The following is a 21843-nucleotide window of genomic DNA, read 5'->3' on the forward strand; positions in this document are numbered from 1 at the left end:
CAAATTTAATAAAAGTATTGTATAGTAGAAGAGTCTTTAAAAATGAAAATAGGAGTACTCATAAATGAAAATTATAAATATCAGCCCACGAGGTTATTGTTATGGTGTCGTAGACGCTATGGTCATTGCTAGAAATGCCTCTTTAGATGAAACCTTACCTCGTCCGATCTACATATTAGGAATGATCGTGCATAATAAACATGTTACTGATGCGTTTGAAAGCATTGGTATTCATACGTTAGAAGGGGAAAATCGTGAAGAAATTTTATCGAAAGTTGATCGCGGAACAGTAATTTTTACTGCTCACGGAACATCACCTAAAGTAAAAGAATTAGCAATCGAAAAAGGCTTAACTGTGATTGATGCTACGTGTCCAGATGTAATGATCACACATGAATTAATTGCCGAAAAAGTTTCTGAAGGCTATGAAATTATCTACATCGGAAAGAAAAATCACCCTGAACCTGAAGGCGCACTTGGCGTTTCTCCAGAACATGTTCATCTAGTGTCTAATGCGCAAGAAATTTCTAATTTAACACTCGATGCTAAAAAAATCTTTGTAACAAACCAAACAACAATGAGTCAATGGGATGTTAGTGACTTAATGGATGCCATTCAAGAGAAATATCCTCATGTTCTTATTCACAAAGACATTTGTAAAGCAACTCAAGTAAGGCAAGAAGCAGTCGTTGAACAAGCTCAAGGATGTGATTTGACCATCGTTGTAGGTGATCCGAAAAGTAATAACAGTAATCGTTTAGCTCAAGTGTCTATCGAACAAGCAAACGTTCCAGCACATCGAATCTCTGACGTATCACAAATTGATCCTGCTTGGTTGATAGGCGTCAATCAAATCGCAGTGACAGCGGGAGCTTCAACGCCTACGCAAATTGTTCGTGAAGTCATTGAATATTTGAAGAATTTCGATGAACATGATACAACTACTTACAAACAAAGCTCAACAACAACTGCTGAAGCGATTCTGCCTAGACCAAGAATCAAAGATTTAACTAAGAATCGACAACGTCGTCTAGAAGAATTACGCGCTGGAAAAAGATAAAAAAATTCTCGAAAATCATTGTCACATATGACGTTGATTTTCGAGAGTTTAAATTTTATGCAATTTGTAAAACTTGGCCTACTGTGATCAATTCAGCTGACAAACCGTTAAGTGTCATCAGTTGGTCTACTGAAAGACCATTCTTTTCTGCAATCGCCCACAAAGTGTCCCCAGAAGCAACCGTATAAGTAGTACCACTAGCATTTGCTACACTGGCACTGCTTTGCCCAAGCGCAGTTAAGTCAAATGTTGTATTCCCACTTGTTGATGCGCTGTCGGGGGTACCCCAATCATAATCAGTTAAGTTATATGTCGCTATCAGCCAGTTTAATTTACTGGCGTAATTAGGATCTGTAGCGTAGCGTCCAGCTAAAGCTGCAGTAGCATCTGTATAATTTGAGGTGTTACTCTTCCAAACGCCATAGTAGTGATAATTTCCGCTAGATGCCATTGTTGTTCTAAGAACGTTGGCATGATCTTGGAACGATTCAGCGTATGATGGATAACTCCTAAATGGTTCATTCACTGTAACCCATTCACCATTTAAGTATTCTGAGGTAGGCATATAAACTGTTTGACCACCGTAGCTACCTTTCACACCAAATAAATTATAGTTCGGTGCCGCAGCCAAACCAGATGTACCATAACTACTTTCAAGTAAAGCTTGAGCAATCATTACAGATGCATATAAATCATTTGCACTTGCAACTGAAGCAGCTGAATAGGCGATAGAATCAATAAATGCTTGTTGAGACGCTGCTCCTTGTTGTTCTGCTTGTACACTTATAGGTAATAAATTACTTGCAACAGGAAGAAAAACTAGCGAAGTTCCTACTGCAGCTGCAATTTTCTTACTGCTGATCACACGTTCTTTATGCTGGTGCCTACTACTTCTTGTTTTTTTCTCTTCCATCCTTTTGCTCCTCCTCGATAGAACATCATGCCATTATTCTACTAGGGGATCTTTTTATAAACAATTATTTAGCCTTTAAACTTTAACTTTTAAAACTGGTGTAATCTTGATGAAATGTTTGTTTTATTGATTACTGAAATTTTGTTTTAATGTTTTGACATACTGTAGGTTATTCATTGATTTTTCAATACAAAAACACAATCACAGCTTTTTTATTAAAAAATCTTTCATTTTATTGTTAAATTTTTCTATTATTTCAATTTCATTACATTTATTTCTTAAAAACCTAATATTATAAGAAACAGATAAAATTAAAAAAAAGGACAGCTTTTAGCCGTCCTTTTTTAGTTTACAAACTGTTATATTTTGAAACAACGTTTTCAGTTGTAAAACCGAATTCGTTCAATACTAAATCGCCAGGTGCAGAAGCACCAAAGTGATTAATTGTTACAGTTGTACCTGCTGTGCCTACATAACGTTCCCATCCAAATGGTGATGCTGCCTCAATTGCTACTCGTTTTGTTATTTCTGATGGTAAAACAGATTCTTTATAGTCAGCTGTTTGTTTTTCAAATAAATCAAAACTTGGCATTGAAACAACAGAAACGTCTTTACCTTGTTCAGCAAGTGCTTTTTGAGCTTCGATGGCTAAGTTGACTTCTGAGCCAGTTGCAATTAAAATCCCTTCAGGCTTCCCACCTTGTTGCGGAGAAATTACATACGCACCTTTTTGAACAAACTCATCTGCTTTTTCTTTAGTCCCTTCAATTACTGGTAAGTTTTGTCGACTTAGAACTAAAACTGTTGGGGCATCTTTTGTTGTCATCGCAATTTTCCAAGCAGCAACAGTTTCATTACCATCTGCTGGACGTAACACTTGTACACCAGGCATACAGCGAATGCTTGCTAGTTGTTCTACAGGTTCATGTGTTGGACCATCTTCTCCAACAGCTACAGAATCATGTGTTAGTACGTAAGTTACTGGCGTATGTTGAATAGCAGCTAGACGAACTGCCGGACGTAAATAATCGGTAAAAACAAAGAATGTTCCGCCGTACACACGACTACCACCATGTAATTGAATCCCATTCATTGCAGCTGCCATTGCAAATTCACGAACACCGAACCAAATATTGCGCCCTTCATATTGTCCAGGTTCAAAATCTTTTTCTGCTGCAACCATTGTGTTATTAGATGCTGATAAATCGGCAGAACCACCCCAGAAACTTGGAACAGCTTTCGAAATCGCTTGAATCGTTTCTTTACTTGTAACACGGCTAGCCGCACTTGATCCTACCTCATATGTTGGCAACTCGCTATCCCAATTTTCAGGAAGCTCATCAGCGAAAGCTTGCTGAAATTGTTTTGCTAATTCAGGATGCTGTTTTGTATAGTTTTCAAACATTTCATTCCATTTATCTTCAGCTTTGCCGCCTTCGTCGACCATTGTTTCCTTGAAGCGAGCAGCAACTTCTTCTGGAACTGTGAAATCTGGATAATCCCAACCATAAACAGCTTTTGCAGCAGTAATTCCTTCTGCTCCGATTGGCGCGCCATGAACAGAAGATGTTCCTTCTTTCGGTGCACCATAACCAATGACTGTTTTGACTTCAATCAATGTTGGTTTATCAGATTCAGCTTTTGCAGCTTCAATTGCTCTAGAAATTTCTTCTAAATCATTGCCATCTTTTACTAAAATATGTTGCCAACCGTATGCTTCATAGCGAGCACCTACATTTTCAGTAAAGGCTTTTGATGTCGGTCCATCCAAAGAGATGTCATTTGAATCGTATAACACAATCAGTTTGCCTAATTTCATATGTCCAGCCATTGAACTAGCTTCTTGAGAAACACCTTCCATCAAGTCACCATCTCCACATAATGCATACGTGTAGTGATCAATGACAGGGAAACTATCACGATTGTAGACAGCCGCTGTATGCGCTTCTGCCATCGCCATACCAACAGCCATCGCAATCCCTTGACCTAAAGGCCCTGTAGTTGCTTCAACACCATCTGTATGATGCACTTCTGGATGCCCAGGAGTTTTGCTGTCCCATTGACGGAAACTTTTCAGATCATCCATTGTTACACCATAGCCGGCTAAGTGAAGCAAGCTGTATAGCATTGCTGACCCATGTCCCGCTGAAAGAATAAAACGGTCTCTATCGACCCAATTTGTTGATGTTTTAGGATTTACTTTTAAGTGTTTTGTCCATAGTGCATAAGCCATTGGGGCAGCACCCATTGGTAAGCCTGGGTGACCTGAGTTTGCTTTTTGAACTGCTTCGATACTTAATGTGCGAATCGTGTTGACGCCTAACTGATCAGTGTTGTCGAACAAAAAAATCATCTCCTATTTAGGTTTTTTTTACCTTTATTAACTATATTTTAGCTTATTTCGTTTATGAAAGCAATTACTTTTAGTAAAAAAAACCAAAATTATTTTCTGTTATGCAAACCTTTTGCTTTTTGAATCTTTTTCAATTTTTCTGGAGTTACATCATTTCCTTTAGGGTCAACAACTTTCATTCCTTCAATATGATGACGCATTCCACCTCTAAAAGCAGCTAAATATTCCTGACGAAGGACTTTTTGTTCTTCTTTTTCTTTTTCTGTCAATTGCTTTTCCTTCGCTTTTTTAGCTAGTTCATTGATGCGATTCATTTTTTCTGATGATAACATACTTATCCTCCCTATGTTTAAAAGCAAAATGAACTTGTAAAATTGTACAAGTTTACTTCCAAGTCTTATCTTATAAGATGAACACGAAAAAAACAACTATATTCCAACTAAAAACAAAGAATATCCAAGCTTTCCAACCGAAATACACCTTCCTCCACTCTTTTATTTCTGTAAAAAATGACATTTTAAAAAAACACGAACGCTTGTTTGATTTCAAAGTAGGATTATGGTACACTAGAAATATAAAGCGAAAGAAGGTGCGGGTTTTGGTGAAACGTACAGACACAAGACAAATTGAAGTACTAAAATATATATATGAGCAAGTTGAACTTAAAGGCTATCCCCCCACTGTTCGGGAAATTGGAAAAGCAGTAGATCTTTCCTCTACCTCCACTGTTCATGGACATTTAGCACGTTTAGAGAAAAAAGGATTGATTTTACGTGACCCTACTAAACCAAGAGCCATCGAGCTTACCCCAGAAGGTCTTGAACGAATCGGTGTCCAACCGACAGTGATTCCTATGTTAGGAGTGGTTACAGCTGGAGAACCGATTTTAGCAGTTGAGGAAGCTTCTGACTTTTTCCCACTTCCACCCGATTTAAAATCAGAAGAAAATACATTGTTTATGTTAACGATTAGAGGTGAAAGTATGATCAACGCCGGCATCCTTGATGGTGACCAGGTGATTGTTCGTAAACAAGCTTCCGCTCTAAATGGAGATATCGTTATCGCTATGACCGACGAGGATGAAGCTACTTGCAAGCGATTCTTTAAAGAGTTTGATCATATTCGCTTACAACCAGAAAATGATGCTTTAGAACCAATTATATTAGAAAATGTAAGTATTTTAGGGAAAGTTGTTGGCTTATACCGCAATCATATTTAAATAAACAAAAAAACATACTATTCTGGTATGTTTTTTGTTTTTCCAAATTTTTATTCAATCGCAACTTTTCTTTGATAAGTTTCAAACTGATAAGGATATTGATTTTTTTCGTCACGCTCTCCCTCACTGAGGTTGATCATCGTCCACTCATCCCAAGAAACCTCAGGAAATTGTGTATCTCCTTCAAACGTATAGAAAATAACTGTACGATATAAGACATCACAATAAGGTAAAAATTCCTCGTAAACAGCTGACCCACCTGCGATAAAAGTAATTCCGGAAAAGGCTTCTGCATACTTCACTACCTCATCAACTGTGTGAAAAACTTTTACGCCATTCGCTTGATAACTTGGATCGCTCGTGAGAACAATCGTTTGACGATTAGGTAGGGGGCTTGCCCCCATCCCTTCAAACGTTTTTCTCCCCATAACAATCGTGTTATTTTCAGTCATCTGTTTAAAAAACTTTAAATCATTTGGCAGATGCCAAGGTAATTGATTATCTTTACCAATTGTCCCTTGTTCATCTTGCGCCCATATGGCTGCTAGCATTGGAGTGCTCCTTTCAAATTAAACGGCAATTGGCGCCTTGATTGCAGGATGAGGATCATACCCTTCAATAATAATGTCTTCCATTTCAAAATCAAAAACAGATTGTTTCTCTAGATTTAATTTTAGCGTTGGAAATGAGCGGATCTCTCTAGTCAACTGTTCGTTCATCTGATCAATATGATTGTTGTAAAGATGAGCGTCTCCTAACGTATGAACAAAGTCTCCCACCTCTAAGCCTGTTTCATGAGCAATTAAGTGTGTTAATAAGGCGTAGCTGGCAATATTAAATGGAACACCTAAAAACACATCACCGCTGCGTTGGTACAACTGGCAACTCAGTTTCCCATCATTGACGTAAAATTGAAACATTGTATGACAAGGCGGCAAGGCCATGGACGGCACATCTTCTGGATTCCATGCCGAAACAATCAAACGACGAGAATCAGGTGTTTGTTTAATCATTTTAATCACATTTTTTAACTGATCAATGAAGCTGCCGTCTTTTGTTTCCCAATGACGCCATTGTGCACCATAGATATTACCTAATTCACCGTGTTTTGCTGCAAATGATTCGTCAATCAAAATCTTTTCACAAAATGTTTCATGTTCTTTTTCATATTGTTCCTTAAAGAGTTCATCTGTCAATACTCGATGTCCAAAATCTGTCATATCAGGTCCTTGATAATCGTCACTTTTTATATACCGTTCAAAAGCCCATTCATCCCAGATATGGTTATTATGCTGTAAAAGATAACGAATATTTGTATCGCCTTTTAAAAACCATAGCAACTCGCTTTTGATTAAGCCAAAGGGAACTCTTTTTGTTGTTAGTAAAGGAAATCCTTTTGATAGATCAAAACGCATTTGGTGACCAAAAATACTTCGAGTTCCAGTCCCCGTACGATCTCCTTTCAAGTGACCTTTTTCTAAAATAGTACGACCTAATGCCAAGTAAGCTTCTTCCATCTATTATTGCCTCCTAGTTTTCTACAAATTCACTTAAATATTCCCAGCGTTCCATTTTTTCTTCCAAGATTTGCTCTACATGATTTAATTCGGATTGTAATTCTTGTAATTTGGTAAAATCGTCTCCTTGATGATTCATTTCCTCTGTAAGTTCTTCAACTTTTTCCTCAAGCTCACCAATCTCTGACTCAATGGTCTCCCATTCTTTTTGTTCCATATAAGTCAATTTCACTTTTTCTTTTTTCTCAACAACTTTTATCGGCTTTGTATCAGCTTTGATTGTTTGCTTTAGTTGTTCTTTTTGTTCCATCAAATAATCACTCATTGAGCCAAAATAGGTTGTGATTTGTCCATTTCCTTTGAAAACAAGTAACTTCTCCATTGTTTTATCCAAAAAATAACGGTCATGAGAAACGGCAATCACAGCGCCTTTAAAAGTCTGAATGTAATCTTCTAATATAGTCAATGTATCAATATCTAGGTCATTTGTCGGCTCGTCCAATAATAACACATTCGGCTGACTAATTAATAATTTTAGCAAGTACAATCGTCGTTTTTCGCCTCCAGATAGTTTACCAATCACCGTACCATGCATAAAACGGGGAAAAAGAAAACGTTCCAGCAACTCAGCTACGCTAATGTTAGTTCCATCTGTCCGCTGTACTTGTTCTGCAGCTTCCTGCAGATAAGCAATCATTCGCTGGTTTGGGTCCATTGCCTCGTTTTGCTGTGTATAATAAGCAAGTCGGACAGTTTCGCCTATAGAATATATTCCACTATCTAATTGTAAACGTCCCGCCAATATATTCAATAATGTAGATTTTCCAGCGCCATTTTTACCTGTAATACCTATTCGGTCTTTCGCTTGAATAAGTAAATTGAATTCATTTAAAATCGTTTTCGTTTCAATTTGAAAATGTCCATTTTTGATTTCTAAAACCTTTTTCCCTAATCTTTGTGTGGCCACGTCGATTTCAAGCTGACTTTTTTGATTGACTTGATGCAGATTTTCTTTCAAGTCTTGGAAACGGTCTTGTCTGGCTTGTTGTTTTGTTCCACGAGCTTTAACGCCTGCACGCATCCATTCTAGCTCTTGTTTGTATAACTGCTTACGTTTATCTTCTTGTTCCAGCTCGACTCTTTCGCGTTCTGCTTTTGCCAAGATATACGCTTCGTAATTTCCTTTATACTCATACAATTTTCCAAAAGACAATTCAAAAATCCGATTAGTTACGCGGTCTAAAAAATAGCGATCATGGGTGACCATTAAAATTGCACCGCGATAACTATTCAAAAAACTTTCAAGCCAATTTATCGCTTCATAATCCAGATGATTTGTCGGTTCATCTAACAATAGCAAGTCTGGAGATTCAATTAGTACTTGCGCCAAACTAACCCGCTTTTTTTGGCCGCCAGATAACTCACCAATTTTTTTATGCAGTGTTTCGATACCCAATTTTTGCAGAATAATTTTAGCATCTGTATCTGCTGTCCATGCGTCTTCTCGATTCATTCGTTCTTCCGCTTGTGTATATTGTTTTTGCGCTTGTTCGCTGTTCCCATCATTTGCCAAAGCCAGCAATGCTAGTTCATAATTTTTTACTGCTTGAATAATAGGTGTCTCACCTTGAAAAACAGCTTCAACTACTGTCAGCTCTGGATCAAATTCTTGGTCTTGAGAAAGATACCCAATTTGGTACTCATTTGGTTGTAATACAGACGCTCCATCTCCATCCCCACTATCTTTCCCTGCTAGGATAGATAATAAACTTGTTTTACCTGTTCCGTTAGTGCCGATTAATCCAATGCGATCTTTATCATGAATATGAAAAGAAATCTGATCAAACAAAGTTTTCTCGCCATACGTTTTAGTTAATTCATTTACTTTTAATTCTTTCATCTACTCACGCCCTTTTCATCCTGCTTATTGTATCAAAAAAACCTGAAAAAAAGAAGCTAGTTCTCCTCACTAGCTTCCTTTTTTATTTTTTTGCTTAATTCCTTAAATGGAATAGTGTTAGAAACGTCATTGATTGAATACGATTCTAATAGATTCACATTTTTACGATATTCATTCGCTTCTAAAGAAGATATCTTTTCAGCAATTTCATATTCATCAATGGCTTTACGCTCTTCTTGGTAACCAATCAATAGCTCTTTCACATAATTCGATTGAGAACGAACAATAAAAGAATCTATAAATGTTCCATCTTCTAGGCGTTGAGCAAATTGTAATCGTCCATCAATAAAGAAACGGATGATTTCATCATCATAAACACCTTTTAAATTATCCAAACTTTTTAGAATAACTTCTGTATTCTGTAAAAATACCTGTCGTACATTTTCTAGTTCTTCTTTTCGAAACTCTCTACGATTTTCTTCATCTTTTCTTGCAAAAACAATCTTAGGATGGACAAAAAAAGCGATGATTTGTCGAGCAAATAACAACCAAAAACCGATAATTGACAGTAATTGTCTTGCAATTGATCGTTCCATTCTAGAAATCAAACGTTCATACAAACGATACCCTTCAATACCAATTTCTTTTTGTCGGAAACTTTCTTCCAAACCGTCCCTTTCAATCGAAACGATTAACGCTCTTAATTCTTGGACTTCTTGACGTTGATCAGAAGGCAATTGTTCAATATATAATTCCTTCATACGATCTTGGTAGTTTTCGATCACAACATTCATTTCGACTTGAGGATCTTCATGATTGATTCTTTTCAGCTTTTCAATTACATCTCGAAGCAAGGAAATTCCTTCTGTATTATAGCTTTCAATTTCATCTGACTCCGTTAGGAAAGGTAAAACAACGATTCCTCCTACTAATGTGACTAAGATCACACAAGCAGTGATAAAGAGTAACAACGATCGTTCTGGAAAAGCTTGCCCATTCAACGTTAATGGTAAAATAAAAATAGTGGCCAAACTGACGGTTCCTTTTACACCAGCAAATGTCAAAATCAGCATTTCATTCATTGCACTCCAGAGATTTTTGATCCCTTTTCTCACACTGTAAATGACAACAATTGAGAAGAAGCGGGCAATGAATAATGTTGCACTAAGCAATAAAACAACGACCATCAAAAAACTATTAGAATAGGTTTCGCTATTCCAAATAGGCGAAAACACTTGTGACAACTCAATACCTAAAAAAAGAAAAACAAGGGCATTCAATGTGAATGTTAGTGTGTTCCAAGTACTTTCAGAAACGCTAGACAGCTCCGCTTCAAACAATGATACTTTTTTAAAACTTGCTGCCTGCATAACACCTGCTACAACTGCAGCGATAATTCCTGAGACATGAAACAATTCAGCAACCATATAAGCTAAAAACGGTAACAATAATTCTAACAATAAATAGCCTGTCACATCCCTAGCTGAAGCTTTTTCCAATATTAAAACTACTTGTCGTTTAATTAACACTAGCGCAGCACCAACCAGGGCTCCACCAACGCTGGAAACGACTAACGTCATTCCAGCATCCGCTGCTGAAAAACTCCCTGTTAATAATGCGGCTAACGCAAATTGAAAGGCTGTAACGCCAGAAGCATCATTGATCAATGCTTCTCCTTCTAAGATATGCATCGCTTTAGGAGGTATTTGGATTTTTCCAGATAAAGACCCAACAGCTACTGCATCTGTAGGACCTAAGGCAGCTCCCAAGGCAAAACATGCCGCAAGCGGCAATGCAGGAATAATCATATGTAACGCCCAACCTACACTTACAAGTGTGATTAAAACACCGACAAATGCCAAAAATAAAATAACGCTAAAATTTTTCATTGTTGCAGAAATGTCGTTTCGTTGCCCTTCGCGAAACAGTAAAGGCGCAATAATCATGACTAAGAATATTTCTGGTTCAAACGTTATTTCACGTCCAATATCGGTCAATCCAATTAAAATCCCGACAATGATTTGCATTATTGGCAAAGGAATAATCGGAATAATGCGATTGAATACATTTGAAAAGGTGATTGCAAAAACAAAAACAATAATTAAATTAACAAACTCCAACTCGTATCTCCCTTCTTAAATTATTGATCTATCTGCTTACCTAAATAACGTAACAATTTTTCTTTCTTACAATTTATTTTCTTTTCTACAAGCTCTAGTTCTTTCCCTTTTTCACAAAGCTCTAATTGTGCACGACGGGCTTCTAAGCGCAATAAATCTGATTTAACTAATTCGATTTTTTTATAGTTTATAAAGTTTCTTTTTTGATTTGATGTTCCCATTCAGCTTTTTTTCAGGAGGCAACTCTTTGTATTTTTCGCGCAATTCAGCAATCCGTTCCTCAATATCTTTATACACACTAATACTTCCTTTCAGAATTTCTCTGACACATTATAGCAAATCAGTGAAGAAATACCTACTAAATTTGACTAATTCACACAAAAAATTATTTAAATTGAGGCATGCTCTAATAAATAGCTCTAAAATGAACTCTTTGAGTGATTCTGGCATACTTAAATCTTTTACTTATTTCTCTTCATCAACCAAAATATTGATTTCTGCATCCTCATTCAAACGCTTAGACAAAAATGCTAGTAAGTCTTCTAAAGGTAAGGAAAACTTCATCATTGGACCTCTTCGCCCATTTTTAAAATAGTTTAAACGAATTTCCTTGTCTTTAAGCAATAGTGCTATTTTATCTATATCCTGATACATGATGCCTTTGTTATCAAAAGGACCTAGAATTAAACGATCCTCCGCAAACCCTTTAGCATCTAATAAAAAACTTAAAACAAGCAACATCGAAAGATAACTCCGTAATTTTTGGTCAAGTGTTTGCTCAGAAATCAAAGAAACCAACAAAATAAGGAAACTTACACCTAAAACAACGATATAAAACATGCGCTTTTTTACGCTTTTAATCAGGATACTTCTTCTTACTAATATTAAATAGACATACATAATTACAACAAAAACGGTTAATAATACCGTAAAAAAATCAATAACCACAAGCATCTCCTTTTATTGATAAAGTTTGTTTCTAAAAACTGAATTCAATCAGCTATTGACAAATGCATGATTAAGCTTTCTTATGTAGATCAGTTAACTGTTGATTTATTTTTTTTATTTTATCTTTACAAGCAAGTATATCTCGGATCATTTGATCCCGCTTATCACCAATTGGTAAGCGATTAACTACTTGGTAATATGCCGCGAGTAGTTGAACTTGTTTCATTTTCTCTTTTTGTAATCGTTCTTCAGCTAAATTCACCCACTCGCCCTCCTTTTTATTTAAGTATACCTTACTTTTAAAAGAGAATGACGATTAATTTCCTCTTTTTTCAAGATATATATAAATAAACTGACTTATAAGCTATTTTATCACATTATTTTCTTTCTGTTGAGCTTTATGAAAGATGGGATTTCCATATTTACCTCTCACTGTTAATCAAAAAAATGAATCAAAACTAGATTAAGCTTTGATTCATTCCTATTTAAAATAAATTTATTGGGCTGAAATACAAAGTCCAATTGCTTTCTCACCTAAATGAGTGCCAATAACAGGACCGAAATGCCCAATTTCAATAATGGCATCTGGATATTGTTCTTGTAGTTTTTCTTTCTCTTCTTCAGCAACAGCTAAATTATTTGCGTGAATAACATATAGCTTAACAGGACGATCAATTTCTTTATCTCGTCTGCCAATAATTTCCTCAGCTCGAGCAAATGCTTTTTTGGTTGACCGTATTTTTTCAAATAATACGATTTTTCCCTCTTCAAAAGTTAAAATAGGTTTAATTTTTAGTAAACCACCGATCAATGCAGCACCATTAGTGAGTCTTCCTCCACGCACCAAATTGTTTAAATCATCAACGATGAGATACGCATACGTATTATCTCTAATGATATCTAATTTGGTAAATATCTCTTCTAAGCTAGCCTTTTCGTTTATTAAGTCCAAAGCAGCTTCAACCATGTGTCCCATAGGAACGCTTGTGATTTTTGAGTCATATGGATAAAGGGTAACTCCTTTGATTGCATCTGTTAAAGAAAATAACGTATTGACAAATCCTGAAATACCAGATGATAAATGAATGCTGATGATTGTATCGTATCCTTTTGAAGCAATGTCTTCATACAACTCAATAACTTCACCTAATGCAGGTTGAGACGTTGTAGGAAATTCACTGCTACTATTTAATAAGCTATAGTACTCATCTGCTTCAATGTCAATTCCTTCATTATATATTTTTCCATCTAAAATAACAGGAATGGGAATGACGAATAAATTGGGCAAGTTTTTAATTCGCTCAGGTAAATATGCTGTACTATCAGTTACAATAGCAATTTTCATTTTGTGACCTCGTTTCACTAATTTTACACGGCATTATAAATATAGCACAAATCCAGTTATTTTTAAATGAAATACTTACTGTCCAAGGAAATCTTGAATCGCTGACTTATTCATTTCTGGATCAATTTGAAGAACACTACCCGCATAATCGTAACTTTCGTTGCTCCAAGAACCTTCAACCGGAATCGTTAATCGATCAATTCCACCAGTCCCTTTTAGCATAAGTGAAGGGCCATTTTTTAGCATGAATGATGTTGGAACATCCGTAGACATGTAACCAACTAAACGTCCTAAGGATTCTGGGGTACGCATTAACGCTAAAGGATTTTTTAATTGTCCCATGACAGCTGACATCACTTGCTGCTGGCGACGAACACGACCAAAATCACCTTCCTCATCCATTCTAAATCTTGAATATTGTAAAAGTGTATGACCGTCCATTTTTTGATTTCCTTTAGCAATATCCACACCATCTAAATTCAAGTCTTTTTCTGCATCGATCTTAACACCACTTGGGAACATGGAATCGATAATTCTTTCAAAAGATTGGAAATCAACTTTAGCATAGTATCTACATTGAATATTGAAATTTTCTGCCAATGTTTGTCGAACTAAATCTGCACCACCTAGTGCATAGGATGCATTAATTTTATTTGGATCATACCCAGGAATATCGACAAACGTATCACGCATAAAAGATACTAACTTAGGTTTTTTAGAAGGTCCATCTAGTTGTAAAACCATAATAGTGTCTGCACGTCCAGAATCTTCTCCTCTAGTATCGCTACCTAGTATCAAGATATTATTTGCTCCGTTCGCACTTTTTACGCCATTAAAGGTTTCTACCGTCTCTTTGGGTAATGACTGATCATTTTCTGCATAGGATTTCCCTTTGAAAAAGAAACCTACAGCTAAAGCTATTAATAAAATTAATAAGAAGAAGATTCTTTTAGGCCAACTAAAACGTCGTTTCTTTTTAGGTTTTTTTTCTTTTTTCTTAAAACGTTTTGTATCCTTCTCCCCAGATTGCATAAATTCTGGCTGTGGTTCTTCTGTTGAGTCTTGGGATTGCTTCATTTCTGGCTCTTGATAATAGCTATTTTTAGGTTCTTCAGAATAATTTTTTTCTTTTCTAGGATTAAATCCATTTTTTTCTTCTACAGGTTTCGCTTTGTCATGTATATGTTTATAACGATCCACACGGCTCATTATGTCCACCTCTCTTCAATTAACAACAGTTATAAGCATACCTTATTTTACTAAAAATTCCTATTATATAATTCAAATTTTAACAAAAAATAAAAAGACCTTTTCAGATCTTTATACTCCGTTGATTAAATGAATGCTATAGTTACCGAATATTTTCACAGTCCCACCCATCAAACGTATTTCTTCCAATGCATTATCTAATAATTCCTGTGGTTTTTCTACATTAATGTCGATCAAAAAGAAATACTCTCCCAGCGTTGTTTTTAACGGTCGAGATTCTATTTTGCTTAAGTCGATTTCTCTCCAACTGAAAGCAGACAGAGCTTTGTGTAAGGCGCCTGGCATATTGTTTGGCATCGTTAATGCAATGGTCAGCTTATTTTGTTTCGGTTGGATCGGAATATCAACTTTTTCATCCCCTAATACCCAAAAACGAGTCTGATTAATGGCTACATCTTGAATATCTTTCCCCACAATGTCAAGATCATAAGTCTTTGCTGAGAGTTTGGGCGCAATCGCAGCAATTTTCTGCTCTGGATGGCTTGCTACAAAATTGGCTGCGTAAGCAGTTGACGGCGTCGCTTCAAGTTCCGCCATTGGAAAATAAGTGCGAATAAATTCTTGCGATTGAGCCAGCGCTTGAGGATGTGACAAAATTTTGGTTGTTTCTTTCCATGTATTTTTATTGTTTTTTGCTACCATTAATTGTTGAAAAATCGGCAAAACAATTTCTGCTCCCACAGGAATTGTTGTTTGATGAAATAGATAGTCAACAGTTGTGTTGACCGATCCTTCAATCGTATTTTCAATTGGCACAACCCCTAAATCAACTTCGCCAAATTCGACACCTTTAATACATGCGGGAATCGAATGATAGGAAACCAGTTCATCATTTGGAAAAGCCGTTTTTGTTGCAGTATAAGTAAAAGAAGCTTCTGGACCTAAGAAACCAACTTTCATGTTGTTCACCTACTCATATATTTTTTAAAATTTCGTTTACAATTTCTTCTGGTGTTCGATTGTCTGTGTCAACGATTAAACTAGCACTTTCTTCATAAAATGGAATTCTAGGTTCAAACACTTGTTTGATTTCATCGGGCGATTTTGAAACAACTAGGGGTCTAACCGTTGTGTGATCTTGTTTTAATCTTGGAATAAATACTTCTGGTTTTGTCTGTAAATAAATAACCGGCGCCATTTGTTTCAAAAGATTTCGATTTTCTGCTCTCATAACAATCCCGCCACCCGTTGAAACAACTTGATTATGATCTAAATAGCGTTTTAAAACATCGGTTTCTCTTTCTCTAAATGCTTCTTCTCCGTGCAAATCAAAATATTCTTGAATTGTCATTCCGATTTCTTCAACGATTTTATCATCAAAATCAATATGTTCCATGCCAGTTTTTTCCGAAAGGAGTTTTCCAACTGTTGTTTTTCCCGCTCCCATAAATCCAATTAAAATAATTCCCTTCATCGATCGTTCCTCCATTTATTGGTATAGTGTATTTAGATCCTCAAAAAATGCTGGGTAAGAAACAGAAATTGCTTCTGCTTTTTCTAATTCAACGGTTCCTTCTTTAACTAAAAGCGCTGCAATCTGAAGCATCATACCAATACGGTGATCCCCATAACTAGTGACTTTAGCTCCATGCAACGATGTTTTCCCGTGAATGATCAATCCATCTTCTGTTGGTTCGATACTTGCACCCATTTTATTCAGCTCGTTAGCAACGGCATCAATCCGATTTGTTTCTTTGACTTTTAATTCTTCAGCATCTCGGATGATTGTAGTTCCTTGTGCTTGAGTGGCTAACAAGGCGATGATTGGCAGTTCATCAATCAATCTTGGAATAATTTCACCACTGATTTCAATTCCTTTTAGCTCACTGGTTTCGATAGTCAACGTGCCTGCTTTATTTTCTTTATTCCCTGTTTCTTCGATCGTTAATTTCCCACCCATTTGCTTGATAACATCAATGATGCCAGTACGCGTTGGATTTAGACCGACATTATTCAAAACAATTCGACTGTCGGCGATAATCGATGCTGCAGCTAAGAAAAACGCTGCAGAAGAGATATCTCCTGGTATATTAACTTCTTGCCCCTTCAACTGTTGGGGCCCAGTCACACGAATTTCTTTCCCAGATACAGTAATTTCTCCACCAAATTGACGAATCATATCTTCTGTATGATCTCGTGTTTTTTCCTTTTCAAGGATCACTGATTCGCCCTTTGCTTGCAATGCAGCAAATAGAATCGCTGATTTGACCTGCGCGCTGGCAACAGGCATTTGATAATGGATAGCTTGTAAATTCTTTGTTCCTTCTACAGTAATCGGTGGAAATTCCGTTCCATCATGTCCGAAACACTTGGCACCCATTTGATTCATTGGAAGTATCACTCGATTCATTGGACGTTTTGCGATTGAATGATCGCCAAATAGTGTGGTTGTAAAAGAAGTCCCTGCTAAAATCCCCATGATCAAACGGATCGTTGTACCCGAATTGCCAACATCAATAGCTTGTTTGGTTGCTGTTAATCCTGAAAAACCCTTACCATGAACAGTAATCACGTTGCCATCATCTTCGATTTGAACACCTAAATCCCGAAAAGCTTGTAATGTACTTAAACAATCATCACCTCGTAAAAAATTTTTGATGGTGGTTGTTCCATGTGCAATTGCACCAAACATAATACTCCTATGAGAGATCGACTTATCACTAGGAATATCAATCGTTCCTTGTAATCCTACCTTATTAATAACTAATTTCAAAATACCCCTCCTCCTGTATAGTTAACCGTGAAATAATGTTTTAATCTGACTACACTTTTTCATAGCATAAATAATCCGTTTCAATTTCAATAAACTCTTTCGCTTTTTTCAAATCTTGCTCTTTTTTAAAGGTTAATTGCAAAATACCGTAAATATCTTCCCTAGTCTCAAGAATTTTCAAGTTGATTAATGACACCTTCTCTTTACCAAGCAAACCTGTTATCTCAGCAATCACACCTGGTCTATCTGGAACATCAACAAATAAGTCATGAAAGGCTGGGATAGCTCCTTCTTTATGAACAGGCATTTGATTTCTGGTTTCTTTCGCTTCATAAAAAATTGAAAAATCGCATCTTTATTTCCAGTTTGAATCCAATTAGTTACTTGCTCCATTTCCGCTTGCCACGATGCCATCAATTCAAGCAATGCTTCTTTGTTGCTCAATAAAATATCTGTCCACATCTGAGGATCAGAAGAAGCAATCCGCGTAATATCACGAAATCCACCTGCTGCTAACTGGCTTGAACGTGGATGTTCTTCGTTAAAAACTTTACTTTGATTGACTAAGCCCGCAGCAATAATATGGGGCAAATGACTAAGCATTCCCGTAATTTGATCATGCTCTTTGGCAGATAAAACCACAAATTTTGCTCGTGTACCGTTTAATAATTGCTGGAGTTCACTCACTTGTGAAGCATGCGGATCAGAAGTCGTTAAGATGTAATACGCATTTTCAAATAAATTTTCGTCTGCTGCAGTAACACCTGATTTATGCGAACCTGCCATAGGATGACCGCCAATAAACGTTTTTAGTCCTAATTCCTTGACCCTTTCCATTATTTCTAATTTTGTACTACCTACATCAGAAATAATTACAGCTTCTTTCAAAGGTAAACGACTAAGGATTGTTAATTGTTCCAACATACTTTTAACAGGTGTACATAGGAAAATAATATCTGCTTTTACCGCTGCTTCCTCTAATGAATGCCCTTTTTGATCAATAATCTGCCGTTTTAAAGCAAATTCTTCTGACGTTTCTAATTTATCTATACCGGTGATAGTGACAAATGGCTGTTCTTTTTTTATACACAATGCTAATGAACTGCCAATTAATCCTAGACCGACAATCAAAATATTCTTTTCCATATCGCTTCACTCTCCATTTATCAGTTGATTAAAACGTTTGAGTATAGCGACGATAATCTTCTACTTCTTTTTTCATTTGCTCAAAAGCATCACTGCCAAATTTATCTAGCATCGCTTGAGCTATTTCGGTCGCTACAACCGCTTCGCAAACGACACTAGCAGCTGGAACAGCCGTACTATCGGAACGTTCAACACTTGCTTTATAGGGTTCTTTTGTATCTATATTTACACTTTGCAGTGGTTTATACAATGTTGGAATAGGTTTCATTACACCTCTAACAATAATTGGCATACCGTTTGTCATTCCACCTTCAAAGCCACCTAAGTTGTTTGAGGTTCTTGTGTAGCCAGTCGCTTCATTCCAAATAATTTCATCCATTACTTGGCTCCCCGGTTTAAAGCCCATTTCAAAGCCAATCCCGAATTCAACCCCTTTAAACGCATTAATACTAGTTACCGCTTGGGCTATTTTTGCATCTAATTTACGATCCCATTGAACGTAACTTCCTAGACCGATTGGCACACCGCCCACAATCACTTCTACCACGCCGCCAATCGTATCACCATTTTTCTTGGTTTGATCGATCAATTCACGCATTTTTTCTTCTACAGTTGGATCAAGTACACGAACATCTGAATTTTCTGAACGTTCCTGAATTTCTTTCACAGTTAAATTATCTGGTATCTCTGCTTTAATTCCCCCCAATACAGCAACATGTCCAGCCACTTCAATATTCAGTTCTTTGAGCAATTTCTTTGCAATTGCACCAATTGCTACACGCATGGTTGTTTCACGTGCTGATGAGCGTTCTAAAACATTTCTTAAATCATCATGTTGATACTTGATGCCGCCTACTAAATCAGCATGCCCTGGTCGTGGTTTATTCACCCGACGAATTTTTTTCTCTTTATCGGAAACTTCTTCAATAGACATCACGGATGTCCAATTTTTCCAGTCTTTATTTTCAACTACTAATGTAACTGGTGACCCTAATGTTTTTCCATGACGAATACCAGAAGTAATTCTAACTTGATCTTTTTCGATTAGCATACGACCACCTCGACCATATCCACCTTGTCTTCTAGCTAACTCTATGTTGATGTCTTCTGGCGATAAAGGTAAACCGGCTGGTAAACCCTCGATAATTGCTGTTAATTCTGGACCATGCGATTCTCCCGCAGTAATAAAACGCATCTCTTTTTCCCCCTAGTCTAAATAACTCTTCATTTCTTCAATTGGTATTTTTACGATTTTAGCTTGGCCGATTGATTCCAACAAAATAATATTGATTGTTCCACCTCTAGCTTTTTTATCATGTGTCAACGCTGTATATAATTGTTGTTGGTTCCAGGAATCCGATCTGATTGGTAAATGAAATTTTTGAATTAGGTGATTTAATTGCTCAGTGGTTCCAATTGGAGAAAGACCTTTAGCTTCTGCCACTCTTGTAATCTGGCTCATCCCGACAGCTACACCTTCTCCATGGGTTAAGGTTCCATAACCAACTGTATTTTCTAAGGCATGACCGATTGTATGACCGAAATTCAACAATAAACGAACACCATTATCCAGTTCGTCTTCTTCAACAACTTTGCGTTTTATCTTACAGCAAGCTGCAATAATATTTGTCGCATCTGCTAGCAAATCGTGTTCGTCGTTCAACGAGTCTAAATGAAACCAAAGCTTTTTATCTGCAATAGCTGCTGATTTAATGATTTCCGCAATCCCTTCACGAACACGTCTTATTTCTAACGTTTTTAGGGTATCTGGATCGATCAATACTCCATCTGGTTGAGCAAAGGTGCCAACTAAGTTTTTAGCTTTTGCAGTATTGACTCCTGTTTTCCCACCGATACTGCTATCTACTTGGGCCAAAAGTGTTGTTGGGACTTGCAAAAAGTGAAGACCACGCATGTAGGTTGAGGCAACAAATCCGGCTAAATCGCCCACAACACCGCCACCTAAAGCAATGATTCCATCACTTCTAGTCATCCCTTCATCAGCTAGAAAATCATAAATTTCAGATGCGATAGATAAATTTTTGCTTTGTTCTCCTGCATTAACCACAAAAGTTGATGGATCAAAACCTGCTGCTTTCAAACTTTTATACACTTGATCGCCATATAATGGCTGAACATTTGTATCGGTTATAATCACAACTTTTTGCGGTGACCACAAGCTTTTTGCCCATTGACCAATACCTGACAACAGCCCTTTTTCAATCGTTAAATCATACGAATGATTTGGTAAAGTTACAGTGAGTTTCATTTCGTTCAACTCCTATTTTTTGGTTGCGTATCTATTCTTTTCCCAATGCATGAATTTCCTTCATCGCCTTTTCAATGATGTGTACTTCTTCCATCATGCGTAAGTATGTTTTTTCGTTTAGAGATTGAGGGCCATCAGACCAAGCGTTAATAGGATCTGGATGAATCTCAACAATCAATCCGTCAGCACCAGCAGCCACACCTGCACGTGCCATTGGAGGAACGAGGTCCCATATACCTACACCGTGACTTGGGTCTACAATGATTGGAAAATGGCTTAACTTCTTAATTAATGGAACTGCACTTAAATCTAATGTATTACGTGTAGCTGTTTCGTATGTTCGAATGCCCCGTTCGATAAAAATCACGTTAAAGTTTCCTTGGGCAGCAATGTATTCTGCCGCATTCAACCATTCATCAATTGTACCAGAGATTCCGCGTTTCAAGCCAATCGGTTTCCCTGTTTTTCCAACAGCTTGTAATAATTTAAAGTTTTGCATATTCCTTGCACCAATTTGTAAAATATCGCTATATTGAGCAATCATATCAATGTGAGCTTCATCCATGACTTCTGTGATTACTTTCATATCAAATTCATCAGCTGCTTGACGGATGTATTTTAGACCTTCTTCCTCTAAACCTTGAAAAGCATAAGGAGAAGTTCTTGGTTTGAATGCACCGCCTCGTAAAATGGTTGCACCGCCAGCTTTAGCGATTCGTGCGCATTCTCGGATTTGATCTAGCCCTTCAATGGAACAAGGACCTGCCATCATCGTCATACTCCCATCTCCGATTTTTACACCGTCAACATCTACTACTGTATTTTCCGGATGGAATTCACGGCTGGTCAATTTGTACGTTAAAGAAATTCTGACCGCATTTTCAACACCATCGTAACTATTGAATGCTACATCCTGCATTTTTCTTGTATCACCAACAAGGCCAATAATTGTTTGTTCTTTTCCTTCACTTAAATGAACTTCTAATCCTTCTTTTTTTACTCGTTCAATCACCGAGTTGATTTGTGCCTTTGTTGCTTCTGATTTCATAATTACGATCATTGTATTTCTCT

At 36.8% G+C, this 21843-nt stretch carries 20 protein-coding genes and 1 pseudogene; 2 read left to right on the top strand and 19 right to left on the bottom strand.

From position 1 onward, the window contains the following. Nucleotides 1-64: 64 nt before the first annotated feature. Nucleotides 65-1060, top strand: coding sequence for a 4-hydroxy-3-methylbut-2-enyl diphosphate reductase (locus tag A5880_RS00345; RefSeq protein WP_086330098.1), 996 nt, complete (start codon nucleotides 65-67; stop codon nucleotides 1058-1060). 55 nt (nucleotides 1061-1115) lie between these two features. Here A5880_RS00345 and A5880_RS00350 read toward each other — a convergent pair whose 3' ends face one another. The 3 genes from A5880_RS00350 to A5880_RS00360 form a co-directional block, all read right to left on the bottom strand. Further along, entirely contained in the window at nucleotides 1116-1973 is an 858-nt protein-coding gene (locus tag A5880_RS00350; RefSeq protein WP_086330099.1) for a glucosaminidase domain-containing protein, read from the bottom strand. A gap of 349 nt (nucleotides 1974-2322) precedes the next feature. Then, nucleotides 2323-4317: a transketolase gene (gene tkt, locus A5880_RS00355; protein WP_086330100.1), complete on the bottom strand. Its 1995-nt coding sequence runs from the start codon at nucleotides 4315-4317 to the stop codon at nucleotides 2323-2325. A 98-nt stretch (nucleotides 4318-4415) separates the two neighbouring features. Then, nucleotides 4416-4658 carry a DUF896 family protein gene (locus A5880_RS00360; protein ID WP_086330101.1) on the bottom strand — a complete coding sequence of 81 codons (243 nt, stop codon included), beginning with the start codon at nucleotides 4656-4658 and terminating at the stop codon, nucleotides 4416-4418. A gap of 266 nt (nucleotides 4659-4924) precedes the next feature. On the opposite strand from A5880_RS00360, the gene lexA reads away from it, so the two are divergent. Beyond that, nucleotides 4925-5545, top strand: coding sequence for a transcriptional repressor LexA (gene lexA / locus A5880_RS00365; RefSeq protein ID WP_179190377.1), 621 nt, complete (start codon nucleotides 4925-4927; stop codon nucleotides 5543-5545). 50 nt (nucleotides 5546-5595) lie between these two features. Here the strand turns inward: lexA and A5880_RS00370 are convergent, their stop codons facing one another. From A5880_RS00370 to aroF, 16 genes and pseudogenes are all read right to left on the bottom strand, one after another. Beyond that, a complete protein-coding gene (locus A5880_RS00370) occupies nucleotides 5596-6096 on the bottom strand; it encodes a dihydrofolate reductase (RefSeq protein WP_086330103.1) in 501 nt (166 codons plus the stop codon). 18 nt (nucleotides 6097-6114) lie between these two features. Next, on the bottom strand, nucleotides 6115-7062 hold the full coding sequence (locus A5880_RS00375; RefSeq protein WP_086330104.1) for a thymidylate synthase: 948 nt from the start codon (nucleotides 7060-7062) through the stop codon (nucleotides 6115-6117). Between the two features lie 13 nt (nucleotides 7063-7075). After that, nucleotides 7076-8962 (bottom strand): ABC-F family ATP-binding cassette domain-containing protein, encoded by a 1887-nt coding sequence (locus A5880_RS00380; RefSeq protein ID WP_086330105.1) that lies wholly within the window; start codon nucleotides 8960-8962, stop codon nucleotides 7076-7078. A 56-nt stretch (nucleotides 8963-9018) separates the two neighbouring features. Further along, nucleotides 9019-11082 carry a cation:proton antiporter gene (locus A5880_RS00385; RefSeq protein ID WP_086330106.1) on the bottom strand — a complete coding sequence of 688 codons (2064 nt, stop codon included), beginning with the start codon at nucleotides 11080-11082 and terminating at the stop codon, nucleotides 9019-9021. A gap of 20 nt (nucleotides 11083-11102) precedes the next feature. Beyond that, nucleotides 11103-11303 (bottom strand): hypothetical protein, encoded by a 201-nt coding sequence (locus A5880_RS00390; RefSeq protein ID WP_336576921.1) that lies wholly within the window; start codon nucleotides 11301-11303, stop codon nucleotides 11103-11105. A 244-nt stretch (nucleotides 11304-11547) separates the two neighbouring features. Then, the gene (locus A5880_RS00395; protein ID WP_086330108.1) at nucleotides 11548-12030 is read right to left on the bottom strand and encodes a hypothetical protein; all 483 of its coding nucleotides are present in this window, start codon (nucleotides 12028-12030) and stop codon (nucleotides 11548-11550) included. Between the two features lie 70 nt (nucleotides 12031-12100). Further along, a complete protein-coding gene (locus A5880_RS00400; protein WP_086330109.1) occupies nucleotides 12101-12292 on the bottom strand; it encodes a hypothetical protein in 192 nt (63 codons plus the stop codon). Between the two features lie 234 nt (nucleotides 12293-12526). Then, nucleotides 12527-13375, bottom strand: coding sequence for a DegV family protein (locus tag A5880_RS00405; protein WP_086330110.1), 849 nt, complete (start codon nucleotides 13373-13375; stop codon nucleotides 12527-12529). Nucleotides 13376-13450: 75 nt separating this feature from the next. Next, nucleotides 13451-14584, bottom strand: a complete 1134-nt coding sequence (locus A5880_RS00410) for an LCP family protein (RefSeq protein WP_086330111.1) — start codon at nucleotides 14582-14584, stop codon at nucleotides 13451-13453. A gap of 111 nt (nucleotides 14585-14695) precedes the next feature. Next, nucleotides 14696-15544 (bottom strand): prephenate dehydratase, encoded by an 849-nt coding sequence (pheA, locus tag A5880_RS00415; protein WP_336576922.1) that lies wholly within the window; start codon nucleotides 15542-15544, stop codon nucleotides 14696-14698. Between the two features lie 13 nt (nucleotides 15545-15557). After that, complete coding sequence (locus A5880_RS00420) at nucleotides 15558-16058, bottom strand: shikimate kinase (protein ID WP_086330113.1); 501 nt, start codon at nucleotides 16056-16058, stop codon at nucleotides 15558-15560. 15 nt (nucleotides 16059-16073) lie between these two features. After that, a complete protein-coding gene (gene aroA, locus A5880_RS00425) occupies nucleotides 16074-17357 on the bottom strand; it encodes a 3-phosphoshikimate 1-carboxyvinyltransferase (protein WP_086330114.1) in 1284 nt (427 codons plus the stop codon). Nucleotides 17358-17406: 49 nt separating this feature from the next. Further along, a pseudogene (locus A5880_RS00430) lies at nucleotides 17407-18503 on the bottom strand (prephenate dehydrogenase). Between the two features lie 28 nt (nucleotides 18504-18531). Then, a complete protein-coding gene (aroC, locus tag A5880_RS00435; RefSeq protein ID WP_086330116.1) occupies nucleotides 18532-19698 on the bottom strand; it encodes a chorismate synthase in 1167 nt (388 codons plus the stop codon). 12 nt (nucleotides 19699-19710) lie between these two features. Then, nucleotides 19711-20772 carry a 3-dehydroquinate synthase gene (aroB, locus tag A5880_RS00440; RefSeq protein ID WP_086330117.1) on the bottom strand — a complete coding sequence of 354 codons (1062 nt, stop codon included), beginning with the start codon at nucleotides 20770-20772 and terminating at the stop codon, nucleotides 19711-19713. Nucleotides 20773-20803: 31 nt separating this feature from the next. Next, nucleotides 20804-21832, bottom strand: a complete 1029-nt coding sequence (gene aroF, locus A5880_RS00445) for a 3-deoxy-7-phosphoheptulonate synthase (protein ID WP_086330118.1) — start codon at nucleotides 21830-21832, stop codon at nucleotides 20804-20806. Between the last annotated feature and the right edge of the window lie 11 nt (nucleotides 21833-21843).

Source organism: Enterococcus sp. 4G2_DIV0659, from assembly GCF_002140715.2.
GTDB classification, from domain to species: domain Bacteria; phylum Bacillota; class Bacilli; order Lactobacillales; family Enterococcaceae; genus Enterococcus_L; species Enterococcus_L mansonii.

What these genes read in the sequence shown, in the direction of transcription:
- aroF (WP_086330118.1), bottom strand. Translation starts at nt 21,832, where the DNA reads ATGATCGTAATTATGAAATCAGAAGCAACAAAGGCACAAATCAACTCG.
- A5880_RS00410 (WP_086330111.1), bottom strand. Translation starts at nt 14,584, where the DNA reads ATGAGCCGTGTGGATCGTTATAAACATATACATGACAAAGCGAAACCT.
- A5880_RS00375 (WP_086330104.1), bottom strand. Translation starts at nt 7,062, where the DNA reads ATGGAAGAAGCTTACTTGGCATTAGGTCGTACTATTTTAGAAAAAGGT.
- aroC (WP_086330116.1), bottom strand. Translation starts at nt 19,698, where the DNA reads ATGCGTTTTATTACTGCGGGAGAATCGCATGGTCCAGAATTAACAGCA.
- A5880_RS00420 (WP_086330113.1), bottom strand. Translation starts at nt 16,058, where the DNA reads ATGAAGGGAATTATTTTAATTGGATTTATGGGAGCGGGAAAAACAACA.
- A5880_RS00390 (WP_336576921.1), bottom strand. Translation starts at nt 11,303, where the DNA reads ATGGGAACATCAAATCAAAAAAGAAACTTTATAAACTATAAAAAAATC.
- A5880_RS00350 (WP_086330099.1), bottom strand. Translation starts at nt 1,973, where the DNA reads ATGGAAGAGAAAAAAACAAGAAGTAGTAGGCACCAGCATAAAGAACGT.
- pheA (WP_336576922.1), bottom strand. Translation starts at nt 15,544, where the DNA reads ATGAAAGTTGGTTTCTTAGGTCCAGAAGCTTCTTTTACTTATACTGCA.
- A5880_RS00345 (WP_086330098.1), top strand. Translation starts at nt 65, where the DNA reads ATGAAAATTATAAATATCAGCCCACGAGGTTATTGTTATGGTGTCGTA.
- A5880_RS00405 (WP_086330110.1), bottom strand. Translation starts at nt 13,375, where the DNA reads ATGAAAATTGCTATTGTAACTGATAGTACAGCATATTTACCTGAGCGA.
- A5880_RS00360 (WP_086330101.1), bottom strand. Translation starts at nt 4,658, where the DNA reads ATGTTATCATCAGAAAAAATGAATCGCATCAATGAACTAGCTAAAAAA.
- aroB (WP_086330117.1), bottom strand. Translation starts at nt 20,772, where the DNA reads ATGAAACTCACTGTAACTTTACCAAATCATTCGTATGATTTAACGATT.
- A5880_RS00380 (WP_086330105.1), bottom strand. Translation starts at nt 8,962, where the DNA reads ATGAAAGAATTAAAAGTAAATGAATTAACTAAAACGTATGGCGAGAAA.
- A5880_RS00370 (WP_086330103.1), bottom strand. Translation starts at nt 6,096, where the DNA reads ATGCTAGCAGCCATATGGGCGCAAGATGAACAAGGGACAATTGGTAAA.